The 25,603-nt window shown below is 67.4% G+C and carries 26 protein-coding genes and 1 pseudogene; 17 read left to right on the top strand and 10 right to left on the bottom strand.

Going from position 1 to position 25,603, the window contains the following annotated elements; genetic code table 11:
• From ACFFN1_RS05985 to ACFFN1_RS06000, 4 genes are all read left to right on the top strand, one after another.
• The gene (locus ACFFN1_RS05985) at positions 1 to 2,430 is read left to right on the top strand and encodes an ATP-dependent DNA ligase (protein WP_376839522.1); all 2,430 of its coding nucleotides are present in this window, start codon (positions 1 to 3) and stop codon (positions 2,428 to 2,430) included.
• A 12-nt stretch (positions 2,431 to 2,442) separates the two neighbouring features.
• Positions 2,443 to 3,186, top strand: a complete 744-nt coding sequence (locus ACFFN1_RS05990) for a DUF429 domain-containing protein (protein WP_376839588.1) — start codon at positions 2,443 to 2,445, stop codon at positions 3,184 to 3,186.
• Between the two features lie 308 nt (positions 3,187 to 3,494).
• Complete coding sequence (locus ACFFN1_RS05995; RefSeq protein ID WP_376839524.1) at positions 3,495 to 4,100, top strand: hypothetical protein; 606 nt, start codon at positions 3,495 to 3,497, stop codon at positions 4,098 to 4,100.
• Positions 4,091 to 4,984 (top strand): PKD domain-containing protein, encoded by an 894-nt coding sequence (locus ACFFN1_RS06000; protein ID WP_376839526.1) that lies wholly within the window; start codon positions 4,091 to 4,093, stop codon positions 4,982 to 4,984. The genes ACFFN1_RS05995 and ACFFN1_RS06000 overlap by 10 nt, the downstream gene beginning before the upstream one ends.
• A 189-nt stretch (positions 4,985 to 5,173) precedes the next feature.
• On the opposite strand, the pseudogene ACFFN1_RS06005 reads toward ACFFN1_RS06000, so the two are convergent.
• The 3 genes and pseudogenes from ACFFN1_RS06005 to mobA all read right to left on the bottom strand — a co-directional run bounded on the left by ACFFN1_RS06005 (position 5,174) and on the right by mobA (position 8,351).
• A pseudogene (locus ACFFN1_RS06005) lies at positions 5,174 to 5,642 on the bottom strand (1-acyl-sn-glycerol-3-phosphate acyltransferase).
• A gap of 383 nt (positions 5,643 to 6,025) precedes the next feature.
• The gene (locus ACFFN1_RS06010; protein ID WP_376839528.1) at positions 6,026 to 7,663 is read right to left on the bottom strand and encodes a helicase HerA-like domain-containing protein; all 1,638 of its coding nucleotides are present in this window, start codon (positions 7,661 to 7,663) and stop codon (positions 6,026 to 6,028) included.
• Between the two features lie 97 nt (positions 7,664 to 7,760).
• Positions 7,761 to 8,351, bottom strand: coding sequence for a molybdenum cofactor guanylyltransferase (gene mobA, locus ACFFN1_RS06015; RefSeq protein WP_376839530.1), 591 nt, complete (start codon positions 8,349 to 8,351; stop codon positions 7,761 to 7,763).
• Between the two features lie 254 nt (positions 8,352 to 8,605).
• On the opposite strand from mobA, the gene ACFFN1_RS06020 reads away from it, so the two are divergent.
• The gene (locus ACFFN1_RS06020; RefSeq protein WP_376839532.1) at positions 8,606 to 9,118 is read left to right on the top strand and encodes an RDD family protein; all 513 of its coding nucleotides are present in this window, start codon (positions 8,606 to 8,608) and stop codon (positions 9,116 to 9,118) included.
• The gene (locus tag ACFFN1_RS06025; protein ID WP_376839534.1) at positions 9,115 to 9,399 is read left to right on the top strand and encodes a YdeI/OmpD-associated family protein; all 285 of its coding nucleotides are present in this window, start codon (positions 9,115 to 9,117) and stop codon (positions 9,397 to 9,399) included. Before ACFFN1_RS06020 ends, ACFFN1_RS06025 begins: the two co-directional genes overlap by 4 nt.
• 3 nt (positions 9,400 to 9,402) lie before the next feature.
• Here the strand turns inward: ACFFN1_RS06025 and ACFFN1_RS06030 are convergent, their stop codons facing one another.
• Together ACFFN1_RS06030 and ACFFN1_RS06035 are read right to left on the bottom strand one after the other, a co-directional pair.
• Positions 9,403 to 10,104, bottom strand: coding sequence for an MgtC/SapB family protein (locus ACFFN1_RS06030; RefSeq protein ID WP_376839535.1), 702 nt, complete (start codon positions 10,102 to 10,104; stop codon positions 9,403 to 9,405).
• Positions 10,105 to 10,129: 25 nt separating this feature from the next.
• Positions 10,130 to 10,780 (bottom strand): DJ-1/PfpI family protein, encoded by a 651-nt coding sequence (locus ACFFN1_RS06035; protein ID WP_376839537.1) that lies wholly within the window; start codon positions 10,778 to 10,780, stop codon positions 10,130 to 10,132.
• A 165-nt stretch (positions 10,781 to 10,945) separates the two neighbouring features.
• On the opposite strand from ACFFN1_RS06035, the gene ACFFN1_RS06040 reads away from it, so the two are divergent.
• Together ACFFN1_RS06040 and ACFFN1_RS06045 are read left to right on the top strand one after the other, a co-directional pair.
• Entirely contained in the window at positions 10,946 to 11,797 is an 852-nt protein-coding gene (locus tag ACFFN1_RS06040; RefSeq protein WP_376839538.1) for an alpha/beta fold hydrolase, read from the top strand.
• 159 nt (positions 11,798 to 11,956) lie between these two features.
• On the top strand, positions 11,957 to 13,270 hold the full coding sequence (locus ACFFN1_RS06045) for a CPBP family glutamic-type intramembrane protease (protein WP_376839540.1): 1,314 nt from the start codon (positions 11,957 to 11,959) through the stop codon (positions 13,268 to 13,270).
• A gap of 90 nt (positions 13,271 to 13,360) precedes the next feature.
• Here ACFFN1_RS06045 and ACFFN1_RS06050 read toward each other — a convergent pair whose 3' ends face one another.
• Positions 13,361 to 13,945, bottom strand: coding sequence for an HhH-GPD-type base excision DNA repair protein (locus tag ACFFN1_RS06050; RefSeq protein WP_376839542.1), 585 nt, complete (start codon positions 13,943 to 13,945; stop codon positions 13,361 to 13,363).
• A gap of 62 nt (positions 13,946 to 14,007) precedes the next feature.
• Between ACFFN1_RS06050 and ACFFN1_RS06055 the strand changes: the two genes are divergently transcribed.
• The 4 genes from ACFFN1_RS06055 to ACFFN1_RS06070 are packed head-to-tail and all read left to right on the top strand — an operon-like array spanning position 14,008 to position 16,416.
• Positions 14,008 to 14,448 carry a YchJ family protein gene (locus tag ACFFN1_RS06055; RefSeq protein ID WP_376839544.1) on the top strand — a complete coding sequence of 147 codons (441 nt, stop codon included), beginning with the start codon at positions 14,008 to 14,010 and terminating at the stop codon, positions 14,446 to 14,448.
• On the top strand, positions 14,445 to 14,984 hold the full coding sequence (locus tag ACFFN1_RS06060; RefSeq protein WP_376839545.1) for a DUF1697 domain-containing protein: 540 nt from the start codon (positions 14,445 to 14,447) through the stop codon (positions 14,982 to 14,984). Before ACFFN1_RS06055 ends, ACFFN1_RS06060 begins: the two co-directional genes overlap by 4 nt.
• A 53-nt stretch (positions 14,985 to 15,037) precedes the next feature.
• Entirely contained in the window at positions 15,038 to 15,946 is a 909-nt protein-coding gene (locus tag ACFFN1_RS06065; protein ID WP_376839547.1) for a sulfurtransferase, read from the top strand.
• A complete protein-coding gene (locus ACFFN1_RS06070; RefSeq protein WP_376839549.1) occupies positions 15,943 to 16,416 on the top strand; it encodes a SufE family protein in 474 nt (157 codons plus the stop codon). The genes ACFFN1_RS06065 and ACFFN1_RS06070 overlap by 4 nt, the downstream gene beginning before the upstream one ends.
• A 68-nt stretch (positions 16,417 to 16,484) precedes the next feature.
• On the opposite strand, the gene ACFFN1_RS06075 is transcribed toward ACFFN1_RS06070, so the two are convergent.
• A complete protein-coding gene (locus ACFFN1_RS06075) occupies positions 16,485 to 18,101 on the bottom strand; it encodes an inorganic phosphate transporter (protein WP_376839550.1) in 1,617 nt (538 codons plus the stop codon).
• A gap of 221 nt (positions 18,102 to 18,322) precedes the next feature.
• Here ACFFN1_RS06075 and ACFFN1_RS06080 point away from each other — a divergent pair, with 221 nt between their 5' ends.
• Positions 18,323 to 19,156, top strand: coding sequence for a siderophore-interacting protein (locus ACFFN1_RS06080; protein ID WP_376839552.1), 834 nt, complete (start codon positions 18,323 to 18,325; stop codon positions 19,154 to 19,156).
• Positions 19,157 to 19,288: 132 nt separating this feature from the next.
• Complete coding sequence (locus tag ACFFN1_RS06085) at positions 19,289 to 19,933, top strand: peroxiredoxin (protein ID WP_376839553.1); 645 nt, start codon at positions 19,289 to 19,291, stop codon at positions 19,931 to 19,933.
• Between the two features lie 96 nt (positions 19,934 to 20,029).
• On the opposite strand, the gene ACFFN1_RS06090 is transcribed toward ACFFN1_RS06085, so the two are convergent.
• From ACFFN1_RS06090 to ACFFN1_RS06100, 3 genes are all read right to left on the bottom strand, one after another.
• Complete coding sequence (locus ACFFN1_RS06090) at positions 20,030 to 20,620, bottom strand: protein-L-isoaspartate O-methyltransferase family protein (RefSeq protein ID WP_376839555.1); 591 nt, start codon at positions 20,618 to 20,620, stop codon at positions 20,030 to 20,032.
• A 70-nt stretch (positions 20,621 to 20,690) separates the two neighbouring features.
• A complete protein-coding gene (locus tag ACFFN1_RS06095; RefSeq protein WP_376839557.1) occupies positions 20,691 to 21,287 on the bottom strand; it encodes a 4'-phosphopantetheinyl transferase family protein in 597 nt (198 codons plus the stop codon).
• Positions 21,284 to 22,207: a patatin-like phospholipase family protein gene (locus ACFFN1_RS06100; RefSeq protein ID WP_376839559.1), complete on the bottom strand. Its 924-nt coding sequence runs from the start codon at positions 22,205 to 22,207 to the stop codon at positions 21,284 to 21,286. The genes ACFFN1_RS06095 and ACFFN1_RS06100 overlap by 4 nt, the downstream gene beginning before the upstream one ends.
• A 157-nt stretch (positions 22,208 to 22,364) precedes the next feature.
• Here ACFFN1_RS06100 and ACFFN1_RS06105 point away from each other — a divergent pair, with 157 nt between their 5' ends.
• The 3 genes from ACFFN1_RS06105 (at position 22,365) to ACFFN1_RS06115 (ending at position 25,549) form a co-directional block, all read left to right on the top strand.
• On the top strand, positions 22,365 to 23,234 hold the full coding sequence (locus ACFFN1_RS06105; RefSeq protein WP_376839561.1) for a uracil-DNA glycosylase: 870 nt from the start codon (positions 22,365 to 22,367) through the stop codon (positions 23,232 to 23,234).
• A gap of 85 nt (positions 23,235 to 23,319) precedes the next feature.
• The gene (locus tag ACFFN1_RS06110) at positions 23,320 to 24,381 is read left to right on the top strand and encodes a 2,3-butanediol dehydrogenase (protein WP_376839563.1); all 1,062 of its coding nucleotides are present in this window, start codon (positions 23,320 to 23,322) and stop codon (positions 24,379 to 24,381) included.
• A gap of 139 nt (positions 24,382 to 24,520) precedes the next feature.
• The gene (locus ACFFN1_RS06115) at positions 24,521 to 25,549 is read left to right on the top strand and encodes a DUF368 domain-containing protein (protein ID WP_376839565.1); all 1,029 of its coding nucleotides are present in this window, start codon (positions 24,521 to 24,523) and stop codon (positions 25,547 to 25,549) included.
• Positions 25,550 to 25,603: the final 54 nt, after the last annotated feature.

Raw genomic sequence — 25,603 nt, forward strand, 5'->3', positions numbered from 1 at the left:
ATGGCGCCAGCTCGCAAGAAGTTCCAGGTCGGAGACCGCACGCTCACCGTCTCCAATCTCGACAAGGTCCTCTACCCGGAGACTGGCACCACGAAGGCCGACGTCATCCGCTACTACCTCACCGCCGCTGACGTCCTCATCCCGCAGATCACCGGCCGGCCGGTCACCCGCAAACGCTGGGTCGACGGGGTCGGCACCGCCGCCGAGGCGGGGGATGCCTTCTTCCGCAAAGACCTGGAGGACTCGGCCCCGGACTGGACCCCCACCGGCACGATCAAGCACAAGAGCGGCACCAACACCTATCCTCTGGCCGAGGAACCGGCCGTACTTGCGTGGTTCGGCCAAGTCGCAGCCCTCGAACTGCACACCCCACAGTGGCGCTTCGGCCGCAACGGCCAGCCGCGCAACCCCGACCGCCTCGTCCTCGACCTCGACCCCGGCCCGGGCACCGACCTCACCGACTGCGCCACCGTCGCCACCTGGTGCCGGGAGATCCTCAAGGACATGGGCATGCCGACCTACCCGGTGACCTCAGGTTCGAAGGGCATCCACCTGTATGCCGCTCTCGACGGTCGGCACAACTCTGAGCAGATCTCCGACGTCGCCCACGAACTCGCCCGCGCACTCGAAGCCGACCACCCCGATGAGGTCGTCTCGACGATGAAGAAGTCCGACCGGACCGGCAAGGTCTTCCTCGACTGGAGTCAGAACAGCGCCTCGAAGACCACCGTGAGCCCCTACTCGCTGCGCGGCCGTCTGCGCCCCACCGTCGCCGCCCCGCGCACCTGGGAGGAACTGGCCGATCCTGATCTTGCGCAGCTGGAGTTCGACGACGTGCTCACCCGCGTCGAAGAGGGCCTGGACCCAATCGCGGACCTCGGTGCGGACCGACTGGAGACCTACCGGTCGATGCGCGATCCCGCCAAGACCAGCGAACCAGTCCCGGCACACAGGCCAGCCGACACCTCGGGAACGGGTGACCCGAGCTTCGTGATCCAGGAGCACCACGCCAGCAGCCTGCACTGGGACTTCCGGCTGGAGCACTCCGGCGTGCTCGTCAGCTGGGCGGTGCCCAAGGGCGTGCCGCTGAAGCACAATGTCAACCGGCTGGCCGTCCAGACCGAGGACCACCCGCTCGAATACGGCAGCTTCGAAGGCACGATCGCCAAGGGCGAGTATGGCGCCGGCGAGGTCACCATCTGGGATGCCGGCACCTATGAGCGCGAGAAGTGGCGCGATGACAAGGAGATCATCGCCGTCCTGCACGGCCGCGAGGACGGCGGGCTCAAAGGTGTGCCGCGCCGGTACGCGCTCATCCGCACGAAGGGGATGGACGGGAAGAACACGTGGCTGCTGCAGCTGATGAAGGACCAGCCCGGCGACCGGGACGCCCCCGCGCCCGAGGCTGGGGAGCGCGGCGAGAAGGCGTCGCCTTCCGCAGCTGGCCGGGACTCCGGGGACGAACCGGTACTCAGCGACATCCCCGCCCCGATGCTCGCCCGCGCGGGCTCGGAGGCCGACATTCGCCTCGGGAAGGGTGCTGGGGAGACGTGGGTTGCGGAGATGAAATGGGACGGTTACCGGACGCTCGCCGCTGTGGGGACCGGGGGAGTGGTGCTCGCCAGCCGCAACGGCCAGGATATGAGCGCGCAGTTCCCGCAGGCAGGCGAGCTCACTGAGCTGATGGAGGGCACCGGGGTCCTCGACGGGGAGCTCGTCGCGCTCGACGCGGATGGGCGACCGGACTTCAGTCTGCTGCAGGCGATGCTCAGCGGCGAGGACGACGTGCCTGAGGACGCCGAGCTGCGCTATATGGTCTTCGACATCCTCGCCCACAACGGCCGCTCGCTCATCCGCGAAACCTACCGGGCCCGCCGGAAGATCCTCACCGAGGTGCTGAGCGAAGGCGAGTACGTCGCCGTGCCGCCGGCGCACGAGGGGTCGCTGGAGGCGGCGATCAGGGCCAGCCGGAGGCTCGGGCTCGAAGGGGTCGTCGCCAAGCGCGCCGATTCGGTCTACCTGACCGGCCAGCGCGGCTCAGCGTGGGTCAAACTCAAAACGCAGCTGCACCAGGAGGTCATCGTCATCGGCGCCCGCGACGGGAAGGGTGCAAGGGCTGGTGGGATCGGTTCGCTGCTTGTCGCCGTGCCCGATGGTGACGGCGAGCTGCGCTACGCCGGCCGGGTCGGAACAGGATTCACCGACCGGCAGCGGGCTGAGATCGAGGCGAAGCTGCGCAAACTTGAGCGCAAGACCCCGCCGGTCGACGATGTGCCGGCCGACGACCAGGCTGACGCATGGTGGGTGAGGCCGACGCTCGTCGCCGAGGTGGCGCTTGCCGGGCGGACGCGGCAGGGCCGGGTCCGGCAGGCCGCCTGGCGGGGCTGGCGTGAGGACAAGGATCCTGACGAGGTGCGCTGGGAGGTGTGACACGTCGTGACGGTGCCGTGGGAAGCTGGAGTCTTCGTTGGAGTCGATCTCGCTGCCGAACCGGGCAGGACTGGATTCGCCCGACTGCAGCGCACACCGCAGGGCCGGGTCGTCGTGGAAGACACCGGCTGTGGGCTCGCTGATGAGGAGCTCATCGAGATGCTCAGTGGGATCTCGAAAGCCGGCATTGATGTGCCCTTCGGCTGGCCGGTGGGGTTCGTTGACTTCCTCGCGGATCATGCACTGGAGCAGCACTCGGCGCCTATGGCAGCAGATGTGCGGTGGCGCCGGGGGATGGTGCTGCGCCGGACGGATCAGCTGGTGCACCAGTGGTGCGGTCTCACGCCCTTGAGTGTGGCAGCCGACCGGATTGCCTACCCGGCGCTGCGCTGGGCCGCAGTCGAGGCGCGCCTGCGCGACCGCGGCATCGACTGCCGACGCGATGGCACCGGGCGGGTGTGTGAGGCGTACCCGGCGGCAGCGTTGAAAGTGTGGCAGCTTCCGTTGCGCGGCTACAAGCGGGACGCAGGGCTGCGGGAGGACATCGTGGCGGGGCTGAACAGGCGGTGCGCAGTTGACCGCAACGGATACGATTCGGTCTGCGTGTCATCGGATGACGCTCTCGATGCGGTCATCTCTGCTTTGGTGGCCGTCGAGGCGGCAGACGGGCGCACGCGCGTGCCGACAGCGGCAGAGCAGAAAGATGCCCTGACAAAGGGATGGATCCACATTCCGTTTAGCACGGTGGCCGTGTGAGTGGCGCGTGTACGGCACCGTGATTGGTGCATGTACGGCACCGCAATGTCACGAGCGAGTTTCAGGCCCGGAGGGTTGGTCGATGGTGCCGTTGGGTGCCCGTGCCCCTGGTTCCACGTCGCCGAACATTTTGCTACCGTGATGAAGGTCACATGCGGATGGTGATGTGTGCCTTCGTTCTCAAGTCCTGGTCAGGATCCGTGAGACGGTGCGGCTCTGACTGGTCCTTGTCCACAGTTCCGTTTCGGCTATTCCTTCGCAGGTATGAGTGACCTAGTTTTGGTTTAACCGGAAGAGGAGTCGACAGGATGCAATACCGAGGACGAGGCGTGGTGATGGGTGCGTCGCTGAGTGCGCTTGTGCTGGTCGCTAGTGGGTGCACCGGTGCCGAGGAAGCAGAGCCGACCCCCTCGTTTGCTTCACCCACCGCCGATGCGGATCCGAGCCCCGAACTCACCGAGCCTCCGTACGAAACAGAGTTGAACCTCACGCCGGATGAGAAGAAGGCGGCGGATGAGGCTTACGACGTGCTGGTCAGTTACATCAAGGCGAACAACGCGGTTTTGGCTGACTCAGGAGGGGAGCCTGACCGAGCGCTTCAGTACACGAGCGGAGAGTTGCGTGACGAGCACGTCGAGTCGTTCGGATCGATGGCGGTCGCGGGTGAAGTTGCCGTTGGAGGAGTCTCGCATCGCTACCATCATTTGGATGAACTGGAGAAGTCGTCTGGCGCAGACGGAGAAGCAGTATTCGAGTCCTGTTTGGATTTTAGTAATTTTGATCTCTTGGATAAAGATGGAGAATCTCTCAGCGGCGGTGACACGGACCCTAGTATTGTCCGCTATTCGCTGGACGGCTCGAATTCCGGCTGGTCCCTAACAGATATCGAGTTTACGGAATACTCATGCGACTGATCCGGCTGTACATCGCGATTCTTGCGGCTCTAACAATGGTGCTCGTGGGTGTGATCATCGCCGTTCCTTCGCCGGTGCCTTCAATTGCAAATTCATGTGATTCAAAGACCGCGAAAGACCGGTTCAAAATCAGATGTAAAGACAGCAAGAAGGGGCCAAAACGCGATCGGACACCACCGAAGAAGGACCGCGACGGTTCGGGCCGCGGTGACGACGGCGGCAACCGCAACGGCGACAATTCCGATCGTGATCGCCGGGACAACAACGCTGATTCCGGTCCTCGGACCTGCCAGTTGCTCGAGGACGACCCGGGGAGCCGGGCCAGGCAGTGTGAGCGACGGCGGCCGCCGTCGCCGGATCGTGACAGCAACAGCCCGCCTGACACAGACTTCTATGTGGAGCCTCCACCGGATGTGACATGGGAAGATGTCGGGGAGACCTCGATCCCGCCGTCTGACATCTTCGTCATGCCCGAAGGGTGGGGTGTGGTGAACAAGCCAGTAGCCGTATGGGCCGGCAACAATTCCTCGCGGACAGAGACGATGGAGCTCGCCGGATACACAGTCGAGATCCGGGTGACGCCAGCGCAATACAAATGGAACTTCGGTGACGGCAACACAACCACCACGACCTCAGCCGGCCGCAAGCCCAGATACGCACACGACGCCGATATCAGCCATTCCTACACGGAAAGCGGTGAGTACACGATCAATCTGACGACCAGTTACGTCGGTCAGTTCCGTGTCGACGGCGGAGCATGGGAGGACATCCCCGGTACCGCTGAGATCGCCTCGACACCGGTGCCAGTCGAGATCTACCGGTACGTGCGCTACCTCGTCGACGAGGACTGCACCAAGAACCCCGACGGCCCAGATTGCCCATGAGAACGCCGTCGGTCACCGCCTCCCGCGTCGGTCCGCTGGGCGATCGTCATCGAACCTCAGATGTGTGTGCCGGCGTTGACGACATGCCCCGAGAAGTCGCGCCAGAAGTAACGGCGAACGCCACGCTCATCTGATCACAGCGGGCGCACCACCTCGGCGCCGCTGTCGAGAACTTTCGGCAATCCTTGATCAGGCGACCGTTCGCCCGTCGAGCGGCCCGCCGGACTCATCGCGCAGCCGCGGTGTCACCTGCCGGTGCGGGCGGATGCCGGTCTTATCCGCGTAGAAGGCCCGGATCCGATCCATATCGGCTGCGACATCGCCGGTCATCTCCAGGGTCGGGCCGAGCCCGGTCGTGTGCGTCGTCGAATCGACGCAGCCCAGGGTCACCGGCATGCCGGTCTTACGAGCAATGCGGTAGAACCCGGACTTCCAGTGAGTGTGCCCGCTGCGAGTGCCGTCCGGGGTGATGACGAGCCCGAAGATCTCACCAGCGCGGGCAGCCTCGACAACCTCGGCGACAACGCGGCTGGGATTGTCGCGGTCGACCGGGATGCCGCCGGTGGCGCGCATGAACGGCCCGTGCCAGGAGCGGAAAAGGCTCTTCTTTCCCCATCCAGCGCACATCGATGCCCAGCTCCCAGGCGATGCTCAGCATGAGTATGAAGTCCTAGTTCGAGGTGTGAGGTGCGCCGATGAGGATCGTCGGCTGAGTCGGTGCCGGCTGGGTGCGCAGCGTCCAGCGGCTGAAGCGCCAGAAGGCGTCGGTGGCGAGTCGTCGGAGCATGGCTCAATCTAGAGCGCGCCCGACTCCCGAAGCGCACAGGTCCATCCGGCATACAGCCTGGCTCGCAACGTCGGTCACCGGTCCCGCGGTAGTTCACACAATGAGGTGGTTCACACCATGCAGAACTCGTTGTCTTCGGGATCGTGCATGAGCAGCCAGTGGCCCGTCGGGTCGTGGAACTCGCTGACACAGGCCGACGGCTGTTCTTTCAGAAGATGCCCGAGGGCTCTGCGGCTGACCCCGGCTGGTGCGCCTCAGCGCCGACGGCGCCGGCCGGTGCCGAAGATCCCGCGGGCGATCTCGCGGGCAGCGGTGCGGGTGAACTGCCGGAACTCGCGGGAATTCACCACCTGCTCGAGCATCGTCTGATCCTGTCTCCCGGGCTTAGTCGACCGGTTGCGGCTGGTTCTGCCCGCCCCCGCGCTGTCCGGCAGCGGGATCCGGGCCCCACCGTGTTCGGCACCCGGCCCGCTGCCTGACACCGGTTCCGGACCCGAGGTGGGACCCGAGACTGGGGGACCCTCCGCTTCGGCGTCGGCGGCACCGGCTTCCAGTCGCTGGGTGAGGATCTCGCGGGCCGATTCCCGGTCGATGCGCTCGCCATAGGTCGCCTGCAGCGGGGAGTCGGCGACGAGCTTTTCCATGAGAGCCGGGTCGCTGGGCCCTATCTTCGAGCGCGGGGCGAAGATCTTCGTCGCAGCGACCGGCGTCGGCGCACCATCGGGATCCATGACGGTCACGATCGCCTCACCGGTGCCGAGGCTCGTGAGCAGCTCACCGAGGTCGTAGTCAGTCGTCGGGAAGGTCGAGACGGTCTCCTTGATCGCCTTGGCCTCCTTGGGCGTGTGGGCGCGCAGCTGATGCTGGATGCGCGAACCGAGCTGGGCGAGCACCGCCTCGGGAACGTCGGTGGGCTGCTGGGTGACGAAGAAGACACCCACGCCCTTCGAGCGGATGAGCCGCACCGTCTGCGCAACGGAGTCGAGGAACGCCTTCGAGGCGTCGGCGAAGAGCAGATGGGCCTCGTCGAAGAAGAACACGAGCTTCGGCTTGTCGGCATCGCCGACCTCCGGCAGAGTCTCGAACAGCTCGGCGAGCAGCCACATGAGGAAGGTCGAGAATAAGGCCGGGCGGTTCTGCACCGCCGGCAGCTCCAGCATCGAGATCGCCCCAGCCTCACCGTGAGTGCGCAGCAGGTCGGAGATGTCGTATTCGGGTTCGCCGAAGAACGCGTCGGCACCCTGGATCTCCAGGTTCGCGATCGCCCGCAGGATCACCCCAGCCGAGGCGGTGGAGACTCCGCCGATGTCCTTCAGGTCGGCCTTGCCCTCCGGGGAGGTGAGGAAGGACAGCACCGCTTTGAGGTCGGAGAGATCGAGCAGTGCCAGGCCTGCGGAATCGGCGTAGTGGAAGATGAGGCCGAGGACGGATTCCTGGGTGTCGTTCAGGCCCAGGACTTTCGACAGCAGGAGTGGTCCGAAGGAGCTGACACTCGCACGCATCGGGATGCCGGTGCCCTCTCCGCCGAGGGAGTAGAAGGTCACCGGGGAGGCCTCGGGCTGCCAGTCCTGGCCGTTGGCCTGCGAGCGGGCGGTGAGCTTCTCCGAGGACTCGCCGGCCGTCGCCAGACCCGAGAGATCGCCTTTGAGATCCGCGGCGAAGACCGGGACGCCGGCTGTCGACAGCGCTTCGGTGAGCACCTGCAGGGTGATCGTCTTGCCGGTGCCGGTCGCGCCGGCGATGAGGCCGTGGCGGTTGAGCATGCTCAAAGGGATGCGCACGCGCACATCGGGCACCGGGGTGTCGCCGTCGAGTGCGGAGCCGAGTTCCAGGGCGGGTTCGTCGAAGGTGTAGCCGGCGCGGATCGCTTCAAGGGCCTGCGTGTCGCTCATGCTGTCATTCAAGCACAGCAGGCGCGCGGGCGAGCAGACCGTGTTCTGCCGGAGGCGGGCTGGTTCCCTTCTGCCGGAGGCGGGCTGGTTCGACGCGTCAATCGATCTGGGCTGCGCGTTCGGCACGGGCGAGATCGGCAGGCGTGTCGATGTCGATGAGCTCGACCTCGGTGGCCGGGACGAGCGTGACATCGCGGCTGCGGTACAGCGCCCTGACCGGCAGGCCGGCTGTCGGCCCCACACCGGTGAGGGCGTCCCGCAGGGTCGCTTCGGGCCAGGCTGCGCACAGGAACTGCACTCGCCCGCGGGGGTCGACGGCAGCCGCCGGGGTGCCGGCAGTGACAGCCGCGCGCAGCCGATCCAGCAGCGCAGCGGACACCGACGGCATATCGCCGGCGAGCACCAGGATGATCCGCTCACCGGCCGACAGCGCGGCAAGAGCGCAGCTGATGCCGTGCAGCGGCCCACCGAAGGTTGGCTTCTCCTCCACGAGACGCAGGCGGTCGAGCATCCCGGCCTCGATGCCGGCAGGCGAACCGCACACGAGGATCTCGCCGACCCCGGCTGCCTCGACGGAGCTGAGCAGCGAGGCGATGACCGGGCTCCCGGCGATCTCTAGGCCCGGGGTGTGCCGGCCGCCGAAGCGGCTCGAACGCCCACCGGTGAGGATGATCGCCGCCGTGCACATGCCGCAAGTCTACGGGCGCTGCCCGTCCTGAGGCGACCACCGCCTCGGGCGCGAGCATTCCCGGCAGACCGGGTGCGCCTGAGGCTGGCTGCGTGACCGGGATCACCAGTAGGCTGGGGCGGGAGGGCAGCGACCGACTGCAGGCGGGGGCGCAGCGCCGCTGCGGGGAGAGGAGGTCCGATGGACGACCGACACCGCGAACGGCGATCCGGTGCAGCGAGGACTGAGGGCGGCTGAGGATGGCGGGTCAGGTCGTGCGTCCAGCCCAGCGGCTCAAGGAACTGTGCATCGACTACATCGTCATCCTCGGCTGCCTCGTGCTGCTCGCCCTCGTCTGCGCTGCGTTCTACGGCCTCGTCCTCGGCGGGGTGCCGGAGTTCAGCAGCACCCACACCCAGCTCATCGTGACGCTCACCTCGGTGGCGCCGATCATCCTCCTCTTCTCCGCCCTCGACTACCGCCGGCCCTGCGGCACCATCGGCAAACGCCGGGCCGGGCTCATGGTCGCCTACCGCGCCCGCGCACCGTGGCGGGCGTTGGTGCGCAATGCGGTGAAGTTCATGCCTTGGCAGCTGGCCCACATCGGGGTCATCGACGGGGTCTACACCGAGTTCGATCACCCTGTCTCCCTCATCGTCATCTGGGCGGGGCTGGGGCTGCTGTTCGTGCTGCTCGGCATGAGGCTGCTGCGGGCCGATGGCCGTCACCTCGGCGATATGCTCGCCGGCACCCAGGTGGTGCCGGTCGGCAGTACAATCACGCCATGACCGAGGAACTGCCCGGCGGGGCTGTCCACCCGCTGCCCGACGACCTGCGTGCTGAGCTCACCGCTCATGCGCAGGCCGAGGCCGCATGGCTGGACATCACGACACTGGCGCGTAACGAGTTCATCTGCTGGGTCGAAGACGCCAAGCAGGCCGCCACACGTGTGCGCCGCATCCGGCGCACCCGTGAGGAGCTTGAGGATGGGATGCGCCGGCCGTGCTGCTGGCCCGGCTGCAAGCACCGCGAGCGCACCGGCAGGCCACCGGCCGCCCAGGGCAGCTGAACCTCAGTCGTTCTCCTCGGTGGCGGCGATGACCCGGTAGACGCCGGGCAGTTCGGTCAGCTCTTCGACCAGCGTGCCGGACTTGAGATCCGGGCCGGGGGTGAAGCGCAGCGACGCCTGGATGATTGTGCCCTTCCGGCCGTGCAGGCGCTGCGTGTGGGTCAGGGCCGCCTCGTATCCCAGCTCCGAGGCGGTGGCGAGGATGTCGCGCAGCAGACCGTGGCCGTCAGCGTAGCGGATCGTGATGTAGCGCGAATGGCGCGGATCGCGCATCCGCTTGACTGCGAAGGTCACGACGAACACGGTCAGCAGGTACAGTCCGACCGTCAGCGCCGCAACAGTCGGCATGCCGGCACCGCAGGCCATCCCGACCGAGGCGGTCACCCAGATGCTGGCTGCGGTCGTGAGCCCGGAGACGATGTTCTGGCGCACGAAGATGACACCGGCACCGAGGAAGCCGATGCCGGTGACGATCTGCGCGGCGATCCGGGTGGGATCGCGGGTGACGTCCTCAGCTGAGGCGAAGCCGTAGACCGACACGAGCGTGAAGAGGGCAGCGCCCAGGCCGACGAGGATGTGCGTGCGCGCTCCGGCGCTCTTGTGACGCAGCTCGCGTTCGACGCCGATGATCGCCGAGAGCACGAAGGCGGCCACCAGCAGCACGGCCTGGGTGCCCAGGTTGGCGGGAACGAGATCGATGTCCACGTCGGTGTCCTCACTCCCTGTTCTGTCAGCTGCCGTCGCCGAGGCGGTGGGCACCGGTGCCGGGGACGAGTCCGTTGCGTGCAGCGAAGGGGTCCCAGCCCGGGTCGGCATGGACGTCGAGTTCGACGAAGTCGCAGGCCTCACGGGCCTGCTCCGGGCTCGTAAGCGATGCGATGAGGGCAGCGGTCATGTCCATCCCGGCAGCCACACCCGAGGATGTCCAGCGGCTGCCGTCTTCGACCCAGCGGGCGACCGGCTGCCAGTCGACATCGCTTCCGAAGCCCGTCGCCCACCGGTAGGCGCGCTTGTTCGTCGTCGCCCGGTGCCCATCGAGTAGGCCAGCCGCTGCCAGCAGCGCCGATCCGGTGCACACCGAAGCCACCACCTCGGCGCCGGCACAGTACTCCCGCAGCCAGGCGAGGAACCCCTCCTCGGTGACGAGCCGGCGCGTGCCGAAGCCGCCGGGGACGAGCACAATATCTGCTGCCGGGGCTGCGGTGCAGGCGGTGTCGGGCACGATCCGGGTGCCCTGATGGCTGGCGACCGGCTCACCGGTGGGCCCGAGCATGACGATGGTGAAGTCAGCGGGCAGCACGCTGAGCAGCTCGACGGGCCCGAAGACATCGAGCAGTTCGAACCCCTCGAACAGGACGACGGCGACAGTGCGGTTCTCCACTGTGTCAGTCTACGCGGTGGCTGTGCCGGTCGGCGCGGTGGTGCCCTCAGCCCGGCCCGCGCACCCGTGGCCGCACCGGGACCGCCTCACCTGCTCCGTTGCCGGCGCGTAGCGGAAGTTCTGCTGTGTACGCGTGGGGTCTGGCTGGTCACTAGACTGTTCGCCATGAGTTCCCAGACCCAGACGACCGGCACCGGTGAGACCCGAGCGCAGACGAAGCTGCATACCACGCAGATCGGCAGCGGCGGCGCGGATACCGAGAAGATCGTCTTCCTCCACGGCCTGTTCGGCCGCGGCAAGAACTTCACCTCGATCGCCAAGGGCCTCGAGCCCGAATGCACGAGCCTGCTCGCCGACCTGCCCAACCACGGGCAGTCCCCGTGGACCGAGGAGTTCGACTACGTCGAGATGGCCGATGCCGTCGCCGAGGAGCTCGTCGCCTTCGGTGCCGAGGAGTCACCTGTCGGTGTGGTCGGGCATTCGATGGGCGGCAAAGTCGCGATGATGCTCGCCCTGCGTCACCCCCAGCTGGTCGACCGCCTCGTCGTCGAGGACATCGCGCCGGTCAGCAGTGCAGACTCCTCACACGATGCCGGCAGCGGCTTCTCCCACCTGCTCAACACCCTGCGCGCCCTCGACCTCTCCACCGTCGACTCCCGCAGTGAGGCTGATGAGAAACTCGCCGCAGACATCCCCGACGACCGTGTGCGCGGCTTCCTGCTGCAGAACCTGCGGCCCGGTGATGACGGCTACTACTGGGAGCCGAATCTCGACCTGCTGTGCCGCTCCCTGTCGAGCATCGGTGACTTCCCCGACACAGACGGCAGGACCTACGACCGGCTCGTCCTCTGGGCTGCCGGTGAGAGGTCCGACTACATCAAGCCGGAGTACACCCCGGCGATGCGCGCGCTGTTCCCGCGCATGCTCAAGGTCACCATCAAGGGAGCCGGGCACTGGATCCACTCGGAGAAGCCCCAGGAGTTCCTCGCCGCGCTGCGCCGCTTCTTCATCTCATAAGCGCCACCGTGAGCTGCAGAGCAGTCCCGCGCTGGTAGTTTTGGTGTCATGCATGATGACCAGCCGGGACACCCGGACCCCACGCGTTCCCCACACCCTCAGCCGCACACCGCCCCCGGCCCTGAGACCGGCCGCAGCCCAGACCACCACGCCGCGCCCATGGCACCGGCAGCTCCGGACGGCCAGCCCACACCACCCGGCGACCCGTACGTCACAGCGGATCTGCCCGCAGCTGACCCCTCTACCGCGGTCCCCTCGACCGCGGAGCGCGGTCAGACGCATTCGGAGTTCTACCGCTTGCCGGGCAACCGCTGGTGGAAGGGCGTCATCACGATCGTCGCGCTGCTCATCACGATGCTGGTCGCATCGTTCGTGTTCTCCCTCATCGCCAGCATCATCGACCTGGCCACCGGCCAGCTCGATTTCGAAGCGGCGGCGGAGGGCAGAATCGGCATGTCGCCGCTCATGCTGCTGGCCACCAACCTCTCCCTCATCGCCCTCGCCGTCGTCGCGCTCATCTTCCACCGCTTCCTGTTCCGGCAGCGCATCGGCTTCCTCAACTCGGTGGTCGGACGGTTCCGCTGGACGTGGCTTCTGTGGAGCCTCATCCCCATCGGCATCGGCTTCGCCATCTACATCACACTGCTTGTCGTCAGCAGCGACTGGGATGCCTACGCCCCGCTGCCGGCCGGAATGACCATCTTCTACCTCGTCGTCGTCCTGCTCACCACCCCGTTCCAAGCCGCAGCTGAGGAGTACGTCTTCCGCGGCGTCATCCAGCGCATCGCCGGCTCCTGGGTGCGCGGGCCCATCCCGTCGCTCATCCTCGGCACCGCCGTCAGCTCCGTGCTCTTCGCCGCAGTCCACATGGCCGGCGACCCGTGGCTGATCCTGTACTACTGGCTCTTCGGCGTCTTCCTCTCCCTCCTCGCCCACTACAGCGGCGGGCTGGAGGCACCGATCGTCATCCACGCGATCAACAACGTCGCCATGTTCGTCACCGCGACCTTCAGCGGTGAGATCGCCCAGCAGATCGACCGCTCGGCCGGTGCCGGCGGGCCGTTCATGCTCATCCCGGTCGCTGCGATCCTCGTCGTCTCCGCCGCAGCGATCATCCTCGCCCGAGTGCGCAGCGTCCAGATGTACGGGGTGGCCGAGGAGATTCCGCGCCGCGGCGCGGTGGATGTTGGTGCCCCAGTGCAGCAGTGGGGTGCTGAGGCACCACCGCCATTGCCGTACGATCACTACGCGCGTGCCGATGCCGCCCAGCCGCTCGCTCCCGAGGCGGTGCGGCCACAGCACTTCGGCGCCGGCTGGCAGGGCGGGAACACTGGACAGCCCGGCCCCACCCAGCCCGGTCCGGGACAGGCGGATCCCCAACAGCTGGGCCCCGGACAGCCGGGTCGGAATCCTGGTCAGCAGTCAGGCCAGCAGCCGGATCAGCAGCCGCCCGCTTGGCCGGACCAGCGGTGACAGCGACAGCGGCCGGGATCCGATCGGATCCCGGCCGCTGCATGTCTTACGGCCGCTGCATGTCTTACGACCGCCCAGCGCGGTTGCCCATCACTTCTGCTGCTTGGCTGCCTTCGCCTTCGCTTTGCGGGCCTTTTTGTTCTCACGCACCTGCTGCAGCGTCTCATCATCGACGATATCGGCAACGGAGATGAGCGCATCGGCATCTCCGTACTCACCGGCAGCCTCACGCCAGCCATCGGCCTGCAGATCGAACTGCTTGCCCAAAAGCGCTAAGAAGATCTTCGCCTTCTGATCGCCGAAGCCCGGCAGCCTCTTCAGCCGCTTGAGCACCTCGGGCCCGTCCGGATCACCGTCGGTCCACAGCCCCTCGGTCTGGCCGTCATAGTCGGCGCAGATCGTCGCCGCGAGCTTCTGCACCCGCTCAGCCATTGACTTCGGGAACCGGTGGACCGCCGGCTTCTGCCTGAACGCCTCAAGGAACTCCTCGGGATCGGCCTTCGCCACCAGCTCAGGGGAGTAGCCGCCGAGGCGCTCGGCCAGCTTGGCCGGGCCTGCGAAAGCGGACTCCATGGTGACCTGCTGGTCAAGCAGCATGCCGGTGAGCAGGGCGAAGGGATTCTCAGCCAGCAGCTTGTCAGCGGCCGGTTCAGTCGCCAGATACAGAGTCGTCATGCCCCCATTGTGTCAGCTCTCGGGGTTCGGCTGCCTGGGACAACCCTGCTAGCGTTTCATCCATGACAACGCATGCGTTCTCCCGCAGCAGCGGTAGTGCGACCTGCCCGTGCGGCGGCCTGCCGAAAGGCGCGGCCTTCCGCGACTGCTGCCAGCCCGCCCTGAACCTGCAGACCTGGCCTGCCACCGCTGAGGCGCTCATGCGCTCGCGCTACTGCGCATTCGCCACCGGCAACGGCGACCACCTGTTCCGCACCTGGGATCCGCGCACCCGCCCCGCCGACACCACCCCGCCGGTTGCTGACTGGGTGCGCCTGGAGATCCTGCGCACCGAGGCCGGGGGAGCAGACGACACCGAAGGCCTCGTCGAATTCCGCGCCCACTGCATCGAAGACCGCGAAAAGCACATCATCCACGAGGTGTCGACCTTCGCCAAGCGCGCTGGCCGCTGGGTCTACGTCGACGCCCTCGAAGCCTCCGGCCAGCCGGCGGCATCACAGTGAGCCAGCGCAGCGCCTTCTTCCTGCGCGGCATCAACCTCGGCGGACGCAACCGCGTGCCGATGGCCGAACTGCGCGCACTCGCCGGCCGCCTCGGCGCCTCAGGCATCGCCACCCACCTGGCCAGCGGCAACCTCGTGTGCACCCCGCCCGAGGCGCCGGCCGCCTTCACCGTCCGCCTCGCCGCAACCCTGGAGGAGACGTACGGATTCGCCGTCCCGGTGCTCACCCGCACCGCAGCCGAACTCGCAGCGATCCTCGCTGAGGATCCCTTCACCGGCATCGCCGACGATCCCAGCACGGAACTCGTCTACCTCTTCGCCGCACCCGTCGCTGCATCCGTCCGCTGCGAGCTGCCGCTCACCGGCGGGGAACAGGCCGCCTGGGCAGCCGGTCACGTGCGGGTCTGGCATGATCGCGGAGTGCACGGCTCGAAGGTCTCCCACAGCCTGCTCGAACGCCGGTTGGGCATCACCGTCACCGCCCGCAACGTCCGCACCCTGGCGGCCATCTCGGCTCTGTGTGACCGGGCGGAATAGGATGGGCAGGCGTGCCGTTACGCACTTAAGAAGCCACACCCCATGGAGGTTCAGTGACACAGCGCCCCGCGGCCGACCCGAATGAGAAGTTCAGCGACTACGCCCACGGCGAGAAGCTCGTGAGCACCGCCTGGGTCGCCGAGCACCTCGGCGACGACGGACTCGTCATCGTCGAAAGCGACGAGGACGTCCTGCTCTACGAGACCGGCCACATCCCCGGGGCCGTCAAGGTCGACTGGCACACCGAGCTCAACGACCCCGTCACCCGTGACTACCTTGACGGCGAGGGCTTCGCCGCCCTCATGTCGAAGAAGGGCATCAGCCGTGAGGACACCGTCGTCATCTACGGGGACAAATCCAACTGGTGGGCCGCTTACGCCCTGTGGGTCTTCGAGCTCTTCGGCCACCCTGACGTGCGTCTGATGGACGGCGGGCGCGCCGCCTGGATCGCCTCCGGCGGTGAGATGACGACTGACGCCCCCAAGCGCGAGACCACCGACTACCCGGTCGTCGACCGCGTCGACGACGCCAGCCGCGCCTTCATGACCGATGTGCTCGACCACCTCGGCAAGCCGCTCATCGACGTCCGCTCCCCAGAGGAGTACACGGGCGCCCGCACCCACATGCCCGACTACCCCGAAGAGGGCGCCCTGCGCGGCGGGCATATCCCGACGGCGGCCTCGGTGCCGTGGGCGCGGGCGGCCAACGACGACGGCACCTTCCGCTCCCGTGAGGAACTCGAGGCGATCTACACCGATGAGGTCGGCCTCGACCGCGCCGATGACATCATCGCCTACTGCCGGATCGGTGAGCGCTCCAGCCACACGTGGTTCGTGCTGCGCTACCTGCTCGGCTACGAATCGGTGCGCAACTACGACGGCTCCTGGACCGAATGGGGCAACGCCGTGCGCGTGCCGATCGTCAAGGGTGAAGACCGCGGGGAGGTGCCCGGCCGCGCATGAGCGAAAACATCCCTGAGTCGCTGCAGGAGATCATCGACGACTTCGCAGCGCTGGCCGAACCGGACAAGCTGCAGCTGTTGCTCGAATTCAGCAATGAGCTGCCCGGCCTGCCCGAGCGCTACGCCGACCATCCGGAACTGCTCGAACCGGTCCCGGAGTGCCAGTCACCGATCTTCCTCGTCACCGAAGTCGGCGAAGATGAGCAGGCCGGAACCGAGGCGCCGGCTGGCGAGGGTGCCGAGGTGCGGCTGTTCTTCTCCGCCCCGCCCGAGGCGCCGACGACCCGCGGCTTCGCCGGCATCCTGCACGAGGGCCTCAACGGGCTGAGCGCCAAGGAGATCCTCGATGTGCCTTCGGATCTGGCGCTCAAGCTCTCCCTCAACGACTCCGTCAGTCCGCTGCGGCTGCGCGGCATGTCCGGGATGCTCGCCCGCATCCAGCGGCAGGTCAAGGAGAAGGCCCTCGGCTGAACCCCGCAGGGCCCACCCGAGGGCCATCCGCCCGCAGGCCGGCGCAAGCGCCTGAGCCCGCGCCTGTCTCAGCCGAGCAGTGCGCGCAGGGTGACGACGCCGACCGAGCCGATGAGCGCTGCCGCCGGCAGGGTGATGACCCAGGCCAGGGCGATCGGCTTCATGAGGTTCCAGTTCGCCGCCCGGTTGACCAAGCCGACACCAAGCACCGCACCGATGAGGATGTGTGTTGAGGACACCGGCAGGCCTAGTACCGAAGCACCCATGACGACACCGGCAGCGGCGAGCTCGGCGGCGAACCCGGAGGCCGGGTGCATCTTCGTCAGGCCCGTGCCGACGGTCTGGATGACCTTGCGGCCGACGAACCACAGCCCGGCGATGAGCGCGACACCAGCAGTGACCATGATCGCCGCCGGCACCGCCGACTCCTCAGCCACCGACTGCGTTTTGAGCACATCGATGATCGCTGCGAACGGGCCGACGGCGTTGGCGATGTCATTCGAGCCGTGGGAGAACGCGAACGCCGAAGCGGTGAACACCTGCATCCAGCTGAAGAGCAGGAACGTCGAGCGTGACAGATCGTGGTGGCGCAGCGTCTTGGCGAAGATAAACACCGCCATCCACACCGAGGCGCCGATCATGCCGAGGACGAGGAAGTTGCCGATTCCGTCGAGGGACAGGTCGAGGTTCTTCAGTCCCTTGAACAGCAGCATCGAACCGATGATGATCGATCCGCCGGCGGCCAGCAGCGGCACCCACACCTGCAGTGCGCGGTGCGAGTTGACCTCGTCGACCTCCTGCTGCAGGTCGTACAGCTCGCGGTAGTAGTCGGACTCGAGATCGTCGCGGTCGAAGTCCGGCAGGTTCACCTGCGCGGCGTCACGGGCCATGACGTTGGTGTAGGCGATCTGCTGCAGTTCGGTCAGCCGCTCGAAGGACTGCTTGTGGCGGGTGCGCAGCTCAGCGCGGGACTGGCGCAGCTTGCGCAGCTTCTCATCGGCCGTCTCGTTGTAGACGAGGATGTGCTTCTTGATCTGGCCGAAAAGCACATAGGCGGCGATGCCGCCGAGCACCGGGGAGAGCACCCACGAGATCGCGATCTGCCCGATCTGACCCCACTGCACCATCTCCAGTCCGCCGGTGCCGGTGACGATGCCGAGGGTGACCGCTGCACCGACGATGCCGCCGATGATCGAGTGCGTCGTCGAGACCGGCCAGCCCATCCGGGTGGCCACGAGCAGCCAAACAGCCGCACCGAGCAGCGCTGACATCATGATGAACACGAAGTCCATCGGGTTGATCGGCATGCCGCCGAGGTCGACGATGCCTGAGCGCACCGTATCGGTGACGTCACCGCCGGCGAGAACTGCGCCGGAGACCTCAAAGACGGCGGCGACCATGAGCGCCTGCTTCATCGTCAGGGTTCCGGCACCGACACTTGTGCCGAAGGAGTTGGCGACGTCATTGCCTCCGATGTTGAAGGCCATGAACATGCCGAAGATGATCGTGACGATGAGCACGAGGCGGAACTCGGTCTGGCCCACATAGCCGAAGGACCAGAACGTGAAGCCGATGAGTGCTGCGGCCAGCAGCAGTCCGAAGCTGATGTGCCACCAGCGGTCGGGGCCGAGGAAGCCGCGCGTCACCGGGGCCGGTGCGCTGCGGGTCTTCGTACCTTCTGTCATAGGTCCTCCAGGCACAATAGGCGCATGCTTTCACTGGATTGTGGGCACGACACATGACCAGCGGTTGAATTCGAGTGAATCTCTGGGCATACTCTGGCCGTGCCCGAGGTGCTGGGCACCCGCCCATCGAGCGAGTGAGGTTACCCTAAGCTAAAGGTGGGGTAGGATGTTCGCGTGGCTCCACCGGGCCGCATTCCCACCTCTGAAAGGCAGGCTGCGATATGGCACCACCACGCAAGCGGGTTCTGCGGCTGGGTACCGTCACCGGACGTCGGGATCTCTCCGATGAGCTCGTCCGGCTCTCGGTCACCAGCCCTGATCTCATCGGGCTCGATCTGCCCTTCACCGATCACTACATCAAGATGCTCTTCCCGCCCGCCGAGGCGGAGTACGCCTGGCCGGACGACGCCGCCGAGGTGCTGGAGGGCCGCACCCGCCCCGATGCGCCGGTCACCCGCACCTATACGCTGCGCCGTGTCGACACGGCCACCGGTGAGGCCGAGATCGATTTCGTCATTCACGGCGAAGAGGGTCTGGCCGGCCCCTGGGCGCGCGATGTGCAGCCTGGTGAGCGCTTCGCGTTCTTCGGTCCCGGCGGTGCCTGGGCGCCGAGCGCCGGCGGCCACATCGTCCTGGCCGGCGACGAATCCGCGGCCCCGGCGATCGCCGCCGCGCTCGACGCACTGCCAGCCGGCACCTCGGCGACGGCCTTCGTCGAGATCGCCCACCAGCGTGCCCGCTTCGAGATGCCCGAACCCGATGGCGTCGAACTCATCTGGGTCAGCCGCGACGGCGCCACCCACGGCACGGCGCTCGCCGCCGCCGTGCGCGGACATACCCCGCCGGAAGGCGATGTCAGCTATTTCATCCACGGGGTCGCGGAGATGATCAAAGATCTGCGCCGCTTCCTGTTCGTCGAGCGCGGCGTCGAGAAGTCCGCTGCCTCGATCTCCGGATACTGGCGCCTCGGGATGACCGAAGACCAGTGGCAGTCCTCCAAACGCGAATTCGTCGCAGAGATGGAAGCTGCAGAACAGGCCGCCAGGGACAGCTGAATCCGCCCTGTTTCCTCCCTGATTCCGCCCGAATTCCGCCCTGGGTCACTGACAGCCGCGGCAGCCCGCTACTCTGTCAGTGACAGCACTCACCCTTCGATTCCCTGACAGTGACGACAGAAAGGCCTCTCCATGTCACTGCACCTCGGCGACACCGCCCCCGATTTCACCACCGACACCTCCACCGGCACGATCTCCTTCCACGACTGGGCCGGCGATGAGTGGGTGGTGTTCTTCTCCCATCCCGCCGACTTCACCCCGGTGTGCACGACCGAGCTCGGCCGCGTCGCGCAGCTGCAGGCCGAATGGGACAAGCGCGGTGTCAAGCCCATCGCGCTGTCGGTCGACACGGCTGAAGAGCACCTCGCCTGGATTCCCGATGTCAACGAGTACTCCAGCACCACCGTCTCGTACCCGATCATCGCCGACCCGGACAAGACGGTCGCTGAGCTCTACGACATGATCCACCCCGGTGCCGGCGACACCTCCTCGGTGCGCTCGGTGTTCGTCATCGACCCGGACAAGAAGATCCGCCTGACGATGACCTACCCGAAGTCCACCGGCCGGAACTTCGACGAGATCCTGCGCGTCGTCGACGCCCTGCAGGAAGCCGACCGCGGTGCCTGTGCGACCGGCGCGGACTGGCAGCCCGGTGACAAGGTCATCGTGCCTCCGCACGTGCCGACCGCCGAGGCGCAGGAGACCTACGACGAGGTCGAGGAGCACTACCCCTACCTGCGCACCGCCCGCCTCAAGGACGCCGGCGCCGAGGACTGAGCGGACGCTGCTGCTCCCGCCAGCTGAGGGACGTCTGTCCCGCAGCCGGCGGGAGCATCGTCGTTCCGGCGGGGGAGTAGGGCTGCAGGCTGCGGTTCAGCTGCCGTGGGCTTCGCGTACAAGCGGGACGAAAGCGTAGCCGCCGTGTTGGGTGATCTGCGTGTCCCCCTGCACGAGCCGGCGCACCCGCAGCATCGTCGTGCCCACCGGGATGACGAGCAGCCCGCCCGGGGCCAGCTGCGCGACGAGCTCCTCGGGCAGCTCGGTGGCAGCAGCTGAGACGAGGATCCGGTCGAAGGGCCCTGCCTCCGGCAGCCCGAACACCCCAGGGGTCGCCTGCACGATCGAGGCAGTGGCGACATCGGCCAGCAGCCCTTCGGCCGTCGCGGCCAGCTCACCGATCCGCTCGACGCCGATCACCGAGCCCTCCGGACCGAGGAGCTCGGCGAGGATCGCTGTCGTCCACCCGGTCCCGCAGCCCACGTCGAGCACGCGGAGTCCGGGCTCGACCTGCAGCAGCTCCAACATCGCCACGACAGTGCTCGGCTGGGAGTTCGTCTGCCCGAATCCGATCGGCAGCGGCCGGTCGCGGGCGGCGCTGCGGCGGTGCTCAGCCGGCAGGAACCGGGCACGGTCGAGGCGCTTCATCACCCCGCGGATGACAGAGGGGCGGGCGGACGCGGTCATGATCCTCACTCCTTCTCGGCGACCAGTCTAGGAATCCCGGCTGGCCTGAGAACCCCAGCTGGCTTCAGGCTCATCCGGCGAGGCAGACAGCGGCATGCACCGGCTGCCCTGCCGCCGCTGCTACCTCCTCCGGGACCTTCAGATCGCAGATGTGCAGTCCGGTTCCCGCCGCCGAGGCGGTCGTGACGTCATCGGCGGCCAGCTCCCGTCGCAGCCCGGTCCCGTAGGCCTTGAGCAGCGCTTCCTTGCGCGTCCAGATCTGGGTGAACACCGCTGCGTGCAACTGCGGATCGGCTCCGGAGATGACGTCCTGCTCGTGCGGATGCAGCAGAGTGGTGACATCGGCAGCGGTCTGTGCGGATGCGCGGACCTCGATGTCGACACCCAGCAGGGTGTCGGCTGTTGCGATCGCGAGCAGCCCGCCGGAGCGGGCGAAGGACACACATGGCCCCGGCTCATCTGCGATGTGCAGCACCGGAGCGCCCCGGCCATCGGCACTGAGCTGCACCGCCTCGGGCTTCACCTGCAGATGGCAGGCGAGCACCAGCCGGCTGATCCGCTCACGCGCCGTGCCCTCCCAGGCCTGCAGGTCGACGATCCACACCCACAGATCTGCCCGGCCGGTGTCGGCCGCCGGCAGCGGCATGACGCCGGGCAGGGCGGTCATCGGCTCTCAAGCCCGAGGAACTCGCGGATCGCCGGCAGCTCGCGGCGCACCTGGGAGAGCCCCATCCGGTGGGCTGCTGCGAGCTTCGAGAGGTTCCGCTCGCTGTTGCCGACCGGCATGACCTCCGGGACGAAGACATAGGCCTTACCCTGGCGCTCGAGCTCGAAGACCTCCTCGCGCATGGCGTTGTAGCGCTTCCACCGGCCCAGCAGCGCGTCAGCCACAGCGGGGTAGCGGCGGAAGTAGCTGCGGTAGAACGACGGGAAGCGCTGCGGGGTCTTCGCATAGTCCCGCTGCTGGGTCAGCACGATGAGGAACTTCTCGAACCCAGCCCGCTGTGCGGTCGGCAGCGGGATGCCGCCGTGCTCGGCGAGCGCGCCGTCGACATAGGTGTGATCGCCGATCGTCACCGGCGGCATGACGACCGGCATCGTCGAGGAAGCCTGGACGGCGCGCATGAGATCGCTCATCGTGTCGATATCGGCGCGGGTCCAGATCTTCTCAGCGCCGGTGTCGACGTCGAGGGCAGCGACGGCGAAGTCTGCGGGATTGGCGGCGAAGGTCTCCCAGTCGAAGGGCAGCGCCTGATCCGGCAGAGAGGTGCCCTGGTAGATGTAGTCGGAGTTGAACAGGCCCTGGCCGCGCAGAAAGGTGCGCATATTGCCGAAGTTCGGGTCCGCGGAGAACTCGACGAAGCAGCGGCGGGCGCGCCGCTCATCGCGGGAGAGGTAGTTGGCGGTGTTCGTCGCGCCGGCGCTGATGCCTGTCACCCAGTCGAAGTGGATCTCCTCCTCAAGCAGGCGCACAACCATCGCCGACGTCAGCGCCGCGCGCATGCCGCCGCCTTCGAAGATCAGCGCCGTGTCGGTGACCGTGCTCTGCAGCTGGGGTGCGCCAGCTGTTGTGTCGTCTCCTGGCATGGCTCCAATCTACGACACCGCACGGCATTTCGGGTCGGCTCAGACGGTCTGGGCTTCCGTGAGATCAGCCATGCTGCCCAACCGTCCTGTGCCCCAGGGCGGCGGCGTGACGAGCACGGCAGCCTGCCGGCTGCTGTCAGCAGGCTAGGCTCAGGACATGACCGAACGCCTGCCGCACCCGCTGACCGGACAGCTCTTCGCCTCCCCGGTGCCTGCCGGTCAGGGCTGGCCGGAGGATCCCGCCGCACGCAGCACCCCGGTCGCCCGCAGCGCCGCAGACGTCGCCCGCCTGGCTGAGCGCGCACGCACCCTGGCCGAGCTCGACGCCCGGGTGACGAAGTGCCGGGCCTGCCCCCGGCTCGTCGACTGGCGCGAATCGGTCGCGAAGGACAAGCGTGCATCGTTTGCCGGGGAGCCGTACTGGGGCAGGCCGGTCTCCTCGTTCGGAGACCCGCAGGCGTGGCTGGGCATCATCGGCCTCGCTCCGGCAGCCCACGGCGGGAACCGGACCGGGCGGATGTTCACCGGCGACCGGTCCGGTGACTGGATCCACGCCGCGCTCTTCCGGGCGGGCATGAACTCCCAGCCCGACTCCACCGCGGCAGGCGACGGGCTCGTCATGACCGGTGCGCGCACCATCGCCCCGGTTCACTGCGCCCCGCCGGACAACAAGCCCACCCCCGGCGAACGCCGGGCCTGCGCCGGGTGGCTGCGCCGCGAACTCCAGCTCATCCCCACCCTGAGGGTGCTCATCGCGCTCGGCGGGATCGCCTGGCAGGCGACCCTGTCCGGTGTGCGCGGCATGGGCTGGGACGTCCCGCGCCCCCAGCCGCGGTTCGGCCACGGCGCCGAGGCGGTCCTCACCCGGCCAGACGGAGCGCCGGTCTGGCTGATCGGCAGCTATCATCCCAGCCAGCAGAACACCTTCACCGGCCGGCTGACGACCGAGATGCTCGACGCGGTGTTCTCCCGGGCGAAGGAGATCCACCAGGTGAACACTGGTGAAACCCCGCGTTCCGACTCATGAGAGCGCGTGCATACGAGACCTGCGCGGTCATAGCCTTGAAGCAGGCAGCCGGACCGGCTGCCCGTCACGCGAAAGGTTCACGATCGTGAAAGCTGCACGCTACTACGACAACCACGACATCCGCATCGAAGACATCCCCGAGCCGGAGCTCAAGCCCGGCACCGTCGCCATCGACGTCGCCTGGTGCGGCATCTGCGGAACCGATCTGCACGAGTACCTCGAAGGCCCGATCTTCATCCCGCCCAAGGGCAGCCCGCACCCGATCTCAGGGGAAGAGGCCCCGGTGACGATGGGCCACGAGTTCTCCGGCACCGTCACTGCTCTGGGCGAGGGCGTCGATGACCTCACCGTCGGTGAGAGCGTCGTCGTCGAGCCCTACATCATCGCTGACGGCGTCGACACCGGTGAGGGATCGGATTACCAGCTGTCGCCGAACATGAACTTCATCGGCCTCGGCGGCCGCGGCGGCGGACTGTCGGAGAAGATCGTCGTCGAACGCCGCTGGGTGCACCCGGTCGGCGATCTGCCGCTGGACCAGGCCGCACTCATCGAACCGCTCTCGGTCGGCCACCACGCTTTCGTCCGGTCGGATGCGAAGGCCGGTGACGTCGCGATCGTCGGCGGTGCCGGTCCGATCGGCCTGCTGACCGCCGCTGTGCTCAAGGCCTACGGGCTGACGGTGTACATCTCCGAGCTCTCCGAGGCGCGCAAGGCCAAGGCCCGCGAGACCGGCGTGGCCGATGAGGTGTTCGACCCGCGTGAGGTCGATGTCGCCGACGAGGTCCGCACACGCACCGACGGCAAGGGTGCGGATGTCGGCTTCGAGTGCTCCTCGGTGCCGGCCGTCCTCGACATGCTGCTCGATGCGGTGCGTCCCGGCGCGGTCATCGTCAACGTCTCGATCTGGGGCTTCAATCCCGAGGTCGCGATGCCGCTGCTGGTGCTCAAGGAGATCGACCTGCGCGGCACCATCGGCTACGCAGGCGACCACCCGGCCACCATCGAGCTCGTGCGTTCGGGCAAGCTCGACCTGGCCCCGTTCATCACGGCGAAGATCCCGCTGGACGACCTCGTGGAGAAGGGCTTCGACCAGCTCATCAACAACAACGAACAGCACGTCAAGATCCTCGTCGACCCCAACGCCTGACACGCCCAGACCGCCTGTCGGTGTGAGGCAGCAGGCACAGCATCACGGCCGGTCGCTTCAGGAAACTCTGAAGCGACCGGCCTACGATGTTCGACGGGCCACCCGGTCCCAACCCTCCGACTACCACTCGAGGACCCCGATGCCGCATTCCGAATCCGACCAGCACGCCGTCTCTCAGGTGCGCCGCGCCCCGCGCCGATCGTGGTACCTCGTGCCGCTGGACCTGCTGCGCGGATTCCTCATCGGCATGGCTGAACTCGTCCCCGGAGTCTCCGGGGGCACGATAGCACTGGTGACCGGGATCTACGATGAGCTCATCGGCTCGGCCTCCCACGTGGTGTCCGCTGTCAAGCGTCTCATCGTCGGACCGGACCGGATCGCCGGCATGCTCACCGAGCTGCGCCGCACCCAGTGGATGCTCATCATCCCCGTGCTCATCGGCATGGCGACCGCCGTGCTCTCGATCGCCGGGGTGATGAAGGACTTCGTCACCGCCTATCCCGAGCACTCCCGCGGCCTGTTCTTCGGTCTCGTGCTCGTGAGCATCCTCGTCCCGCTGCGGATGCTGCCGGCCCGGCGACCGGGCCAGCATCGGGCCGTGGGCATCATCATGTTCGTCCTCGCCGCCGCAGCCGCGTTCATCATGGTCGGCTTCGCCGGCGGCGGCAACGACGCCGACCCATCGCTGATCGTCGTGTTCTTCGCCGCTGCCGTGGCGATCTGCGCGCTCGTCATCCCCGGCGTGTCCGGGTCGTTCTTCCTGCTGGCGGTGGGCCTGTACGCCACGACGATGACAGCGATCAGCGAACGCGACCTCGGCTACATCGCGATCTTCGGTCTCGGCGCGGTCTTCGGGCTTGCCAGCTTCGTGAGCCTGCTGCGCTACCTGCTCACCCACCGCAGGCGGGTCACTCTGCTCGTCATGGCCGGGCTGATGTTCGGCTCGCTGCGCGCCCTGTGGCCGTGGCAGAGCGAGGGCACCCCGGATGCCAGCGGCGAGACCCACGGGGTCGGTGACCTCATCCTGCCCACCGCCCCGGTCGCCGGGCCCGTGCTGCTGGCTCTCGCCGGTGCCGCCGTCGTCCTCACCCTCATCCTCGTCGAGGCCCGCTACACGCCGGTCGACCACGACGAGGAGCTCGACATCGAACACAAGCCGGCCCGCTGAGGGCTCGGAGTCTCATCCCGACCGGCTGCCACTTGCCAGAGGTGTGCAGGCGCG

The organism is Brevibacterium otitidis (assembly GCF_042429315.1).
Lineage (GTDB): Bacteria > Actinomycetota > Actinomycetes > Actinomycetales > Brevibacteriaceae > Brevibacterium > Brevibacterium otitidis.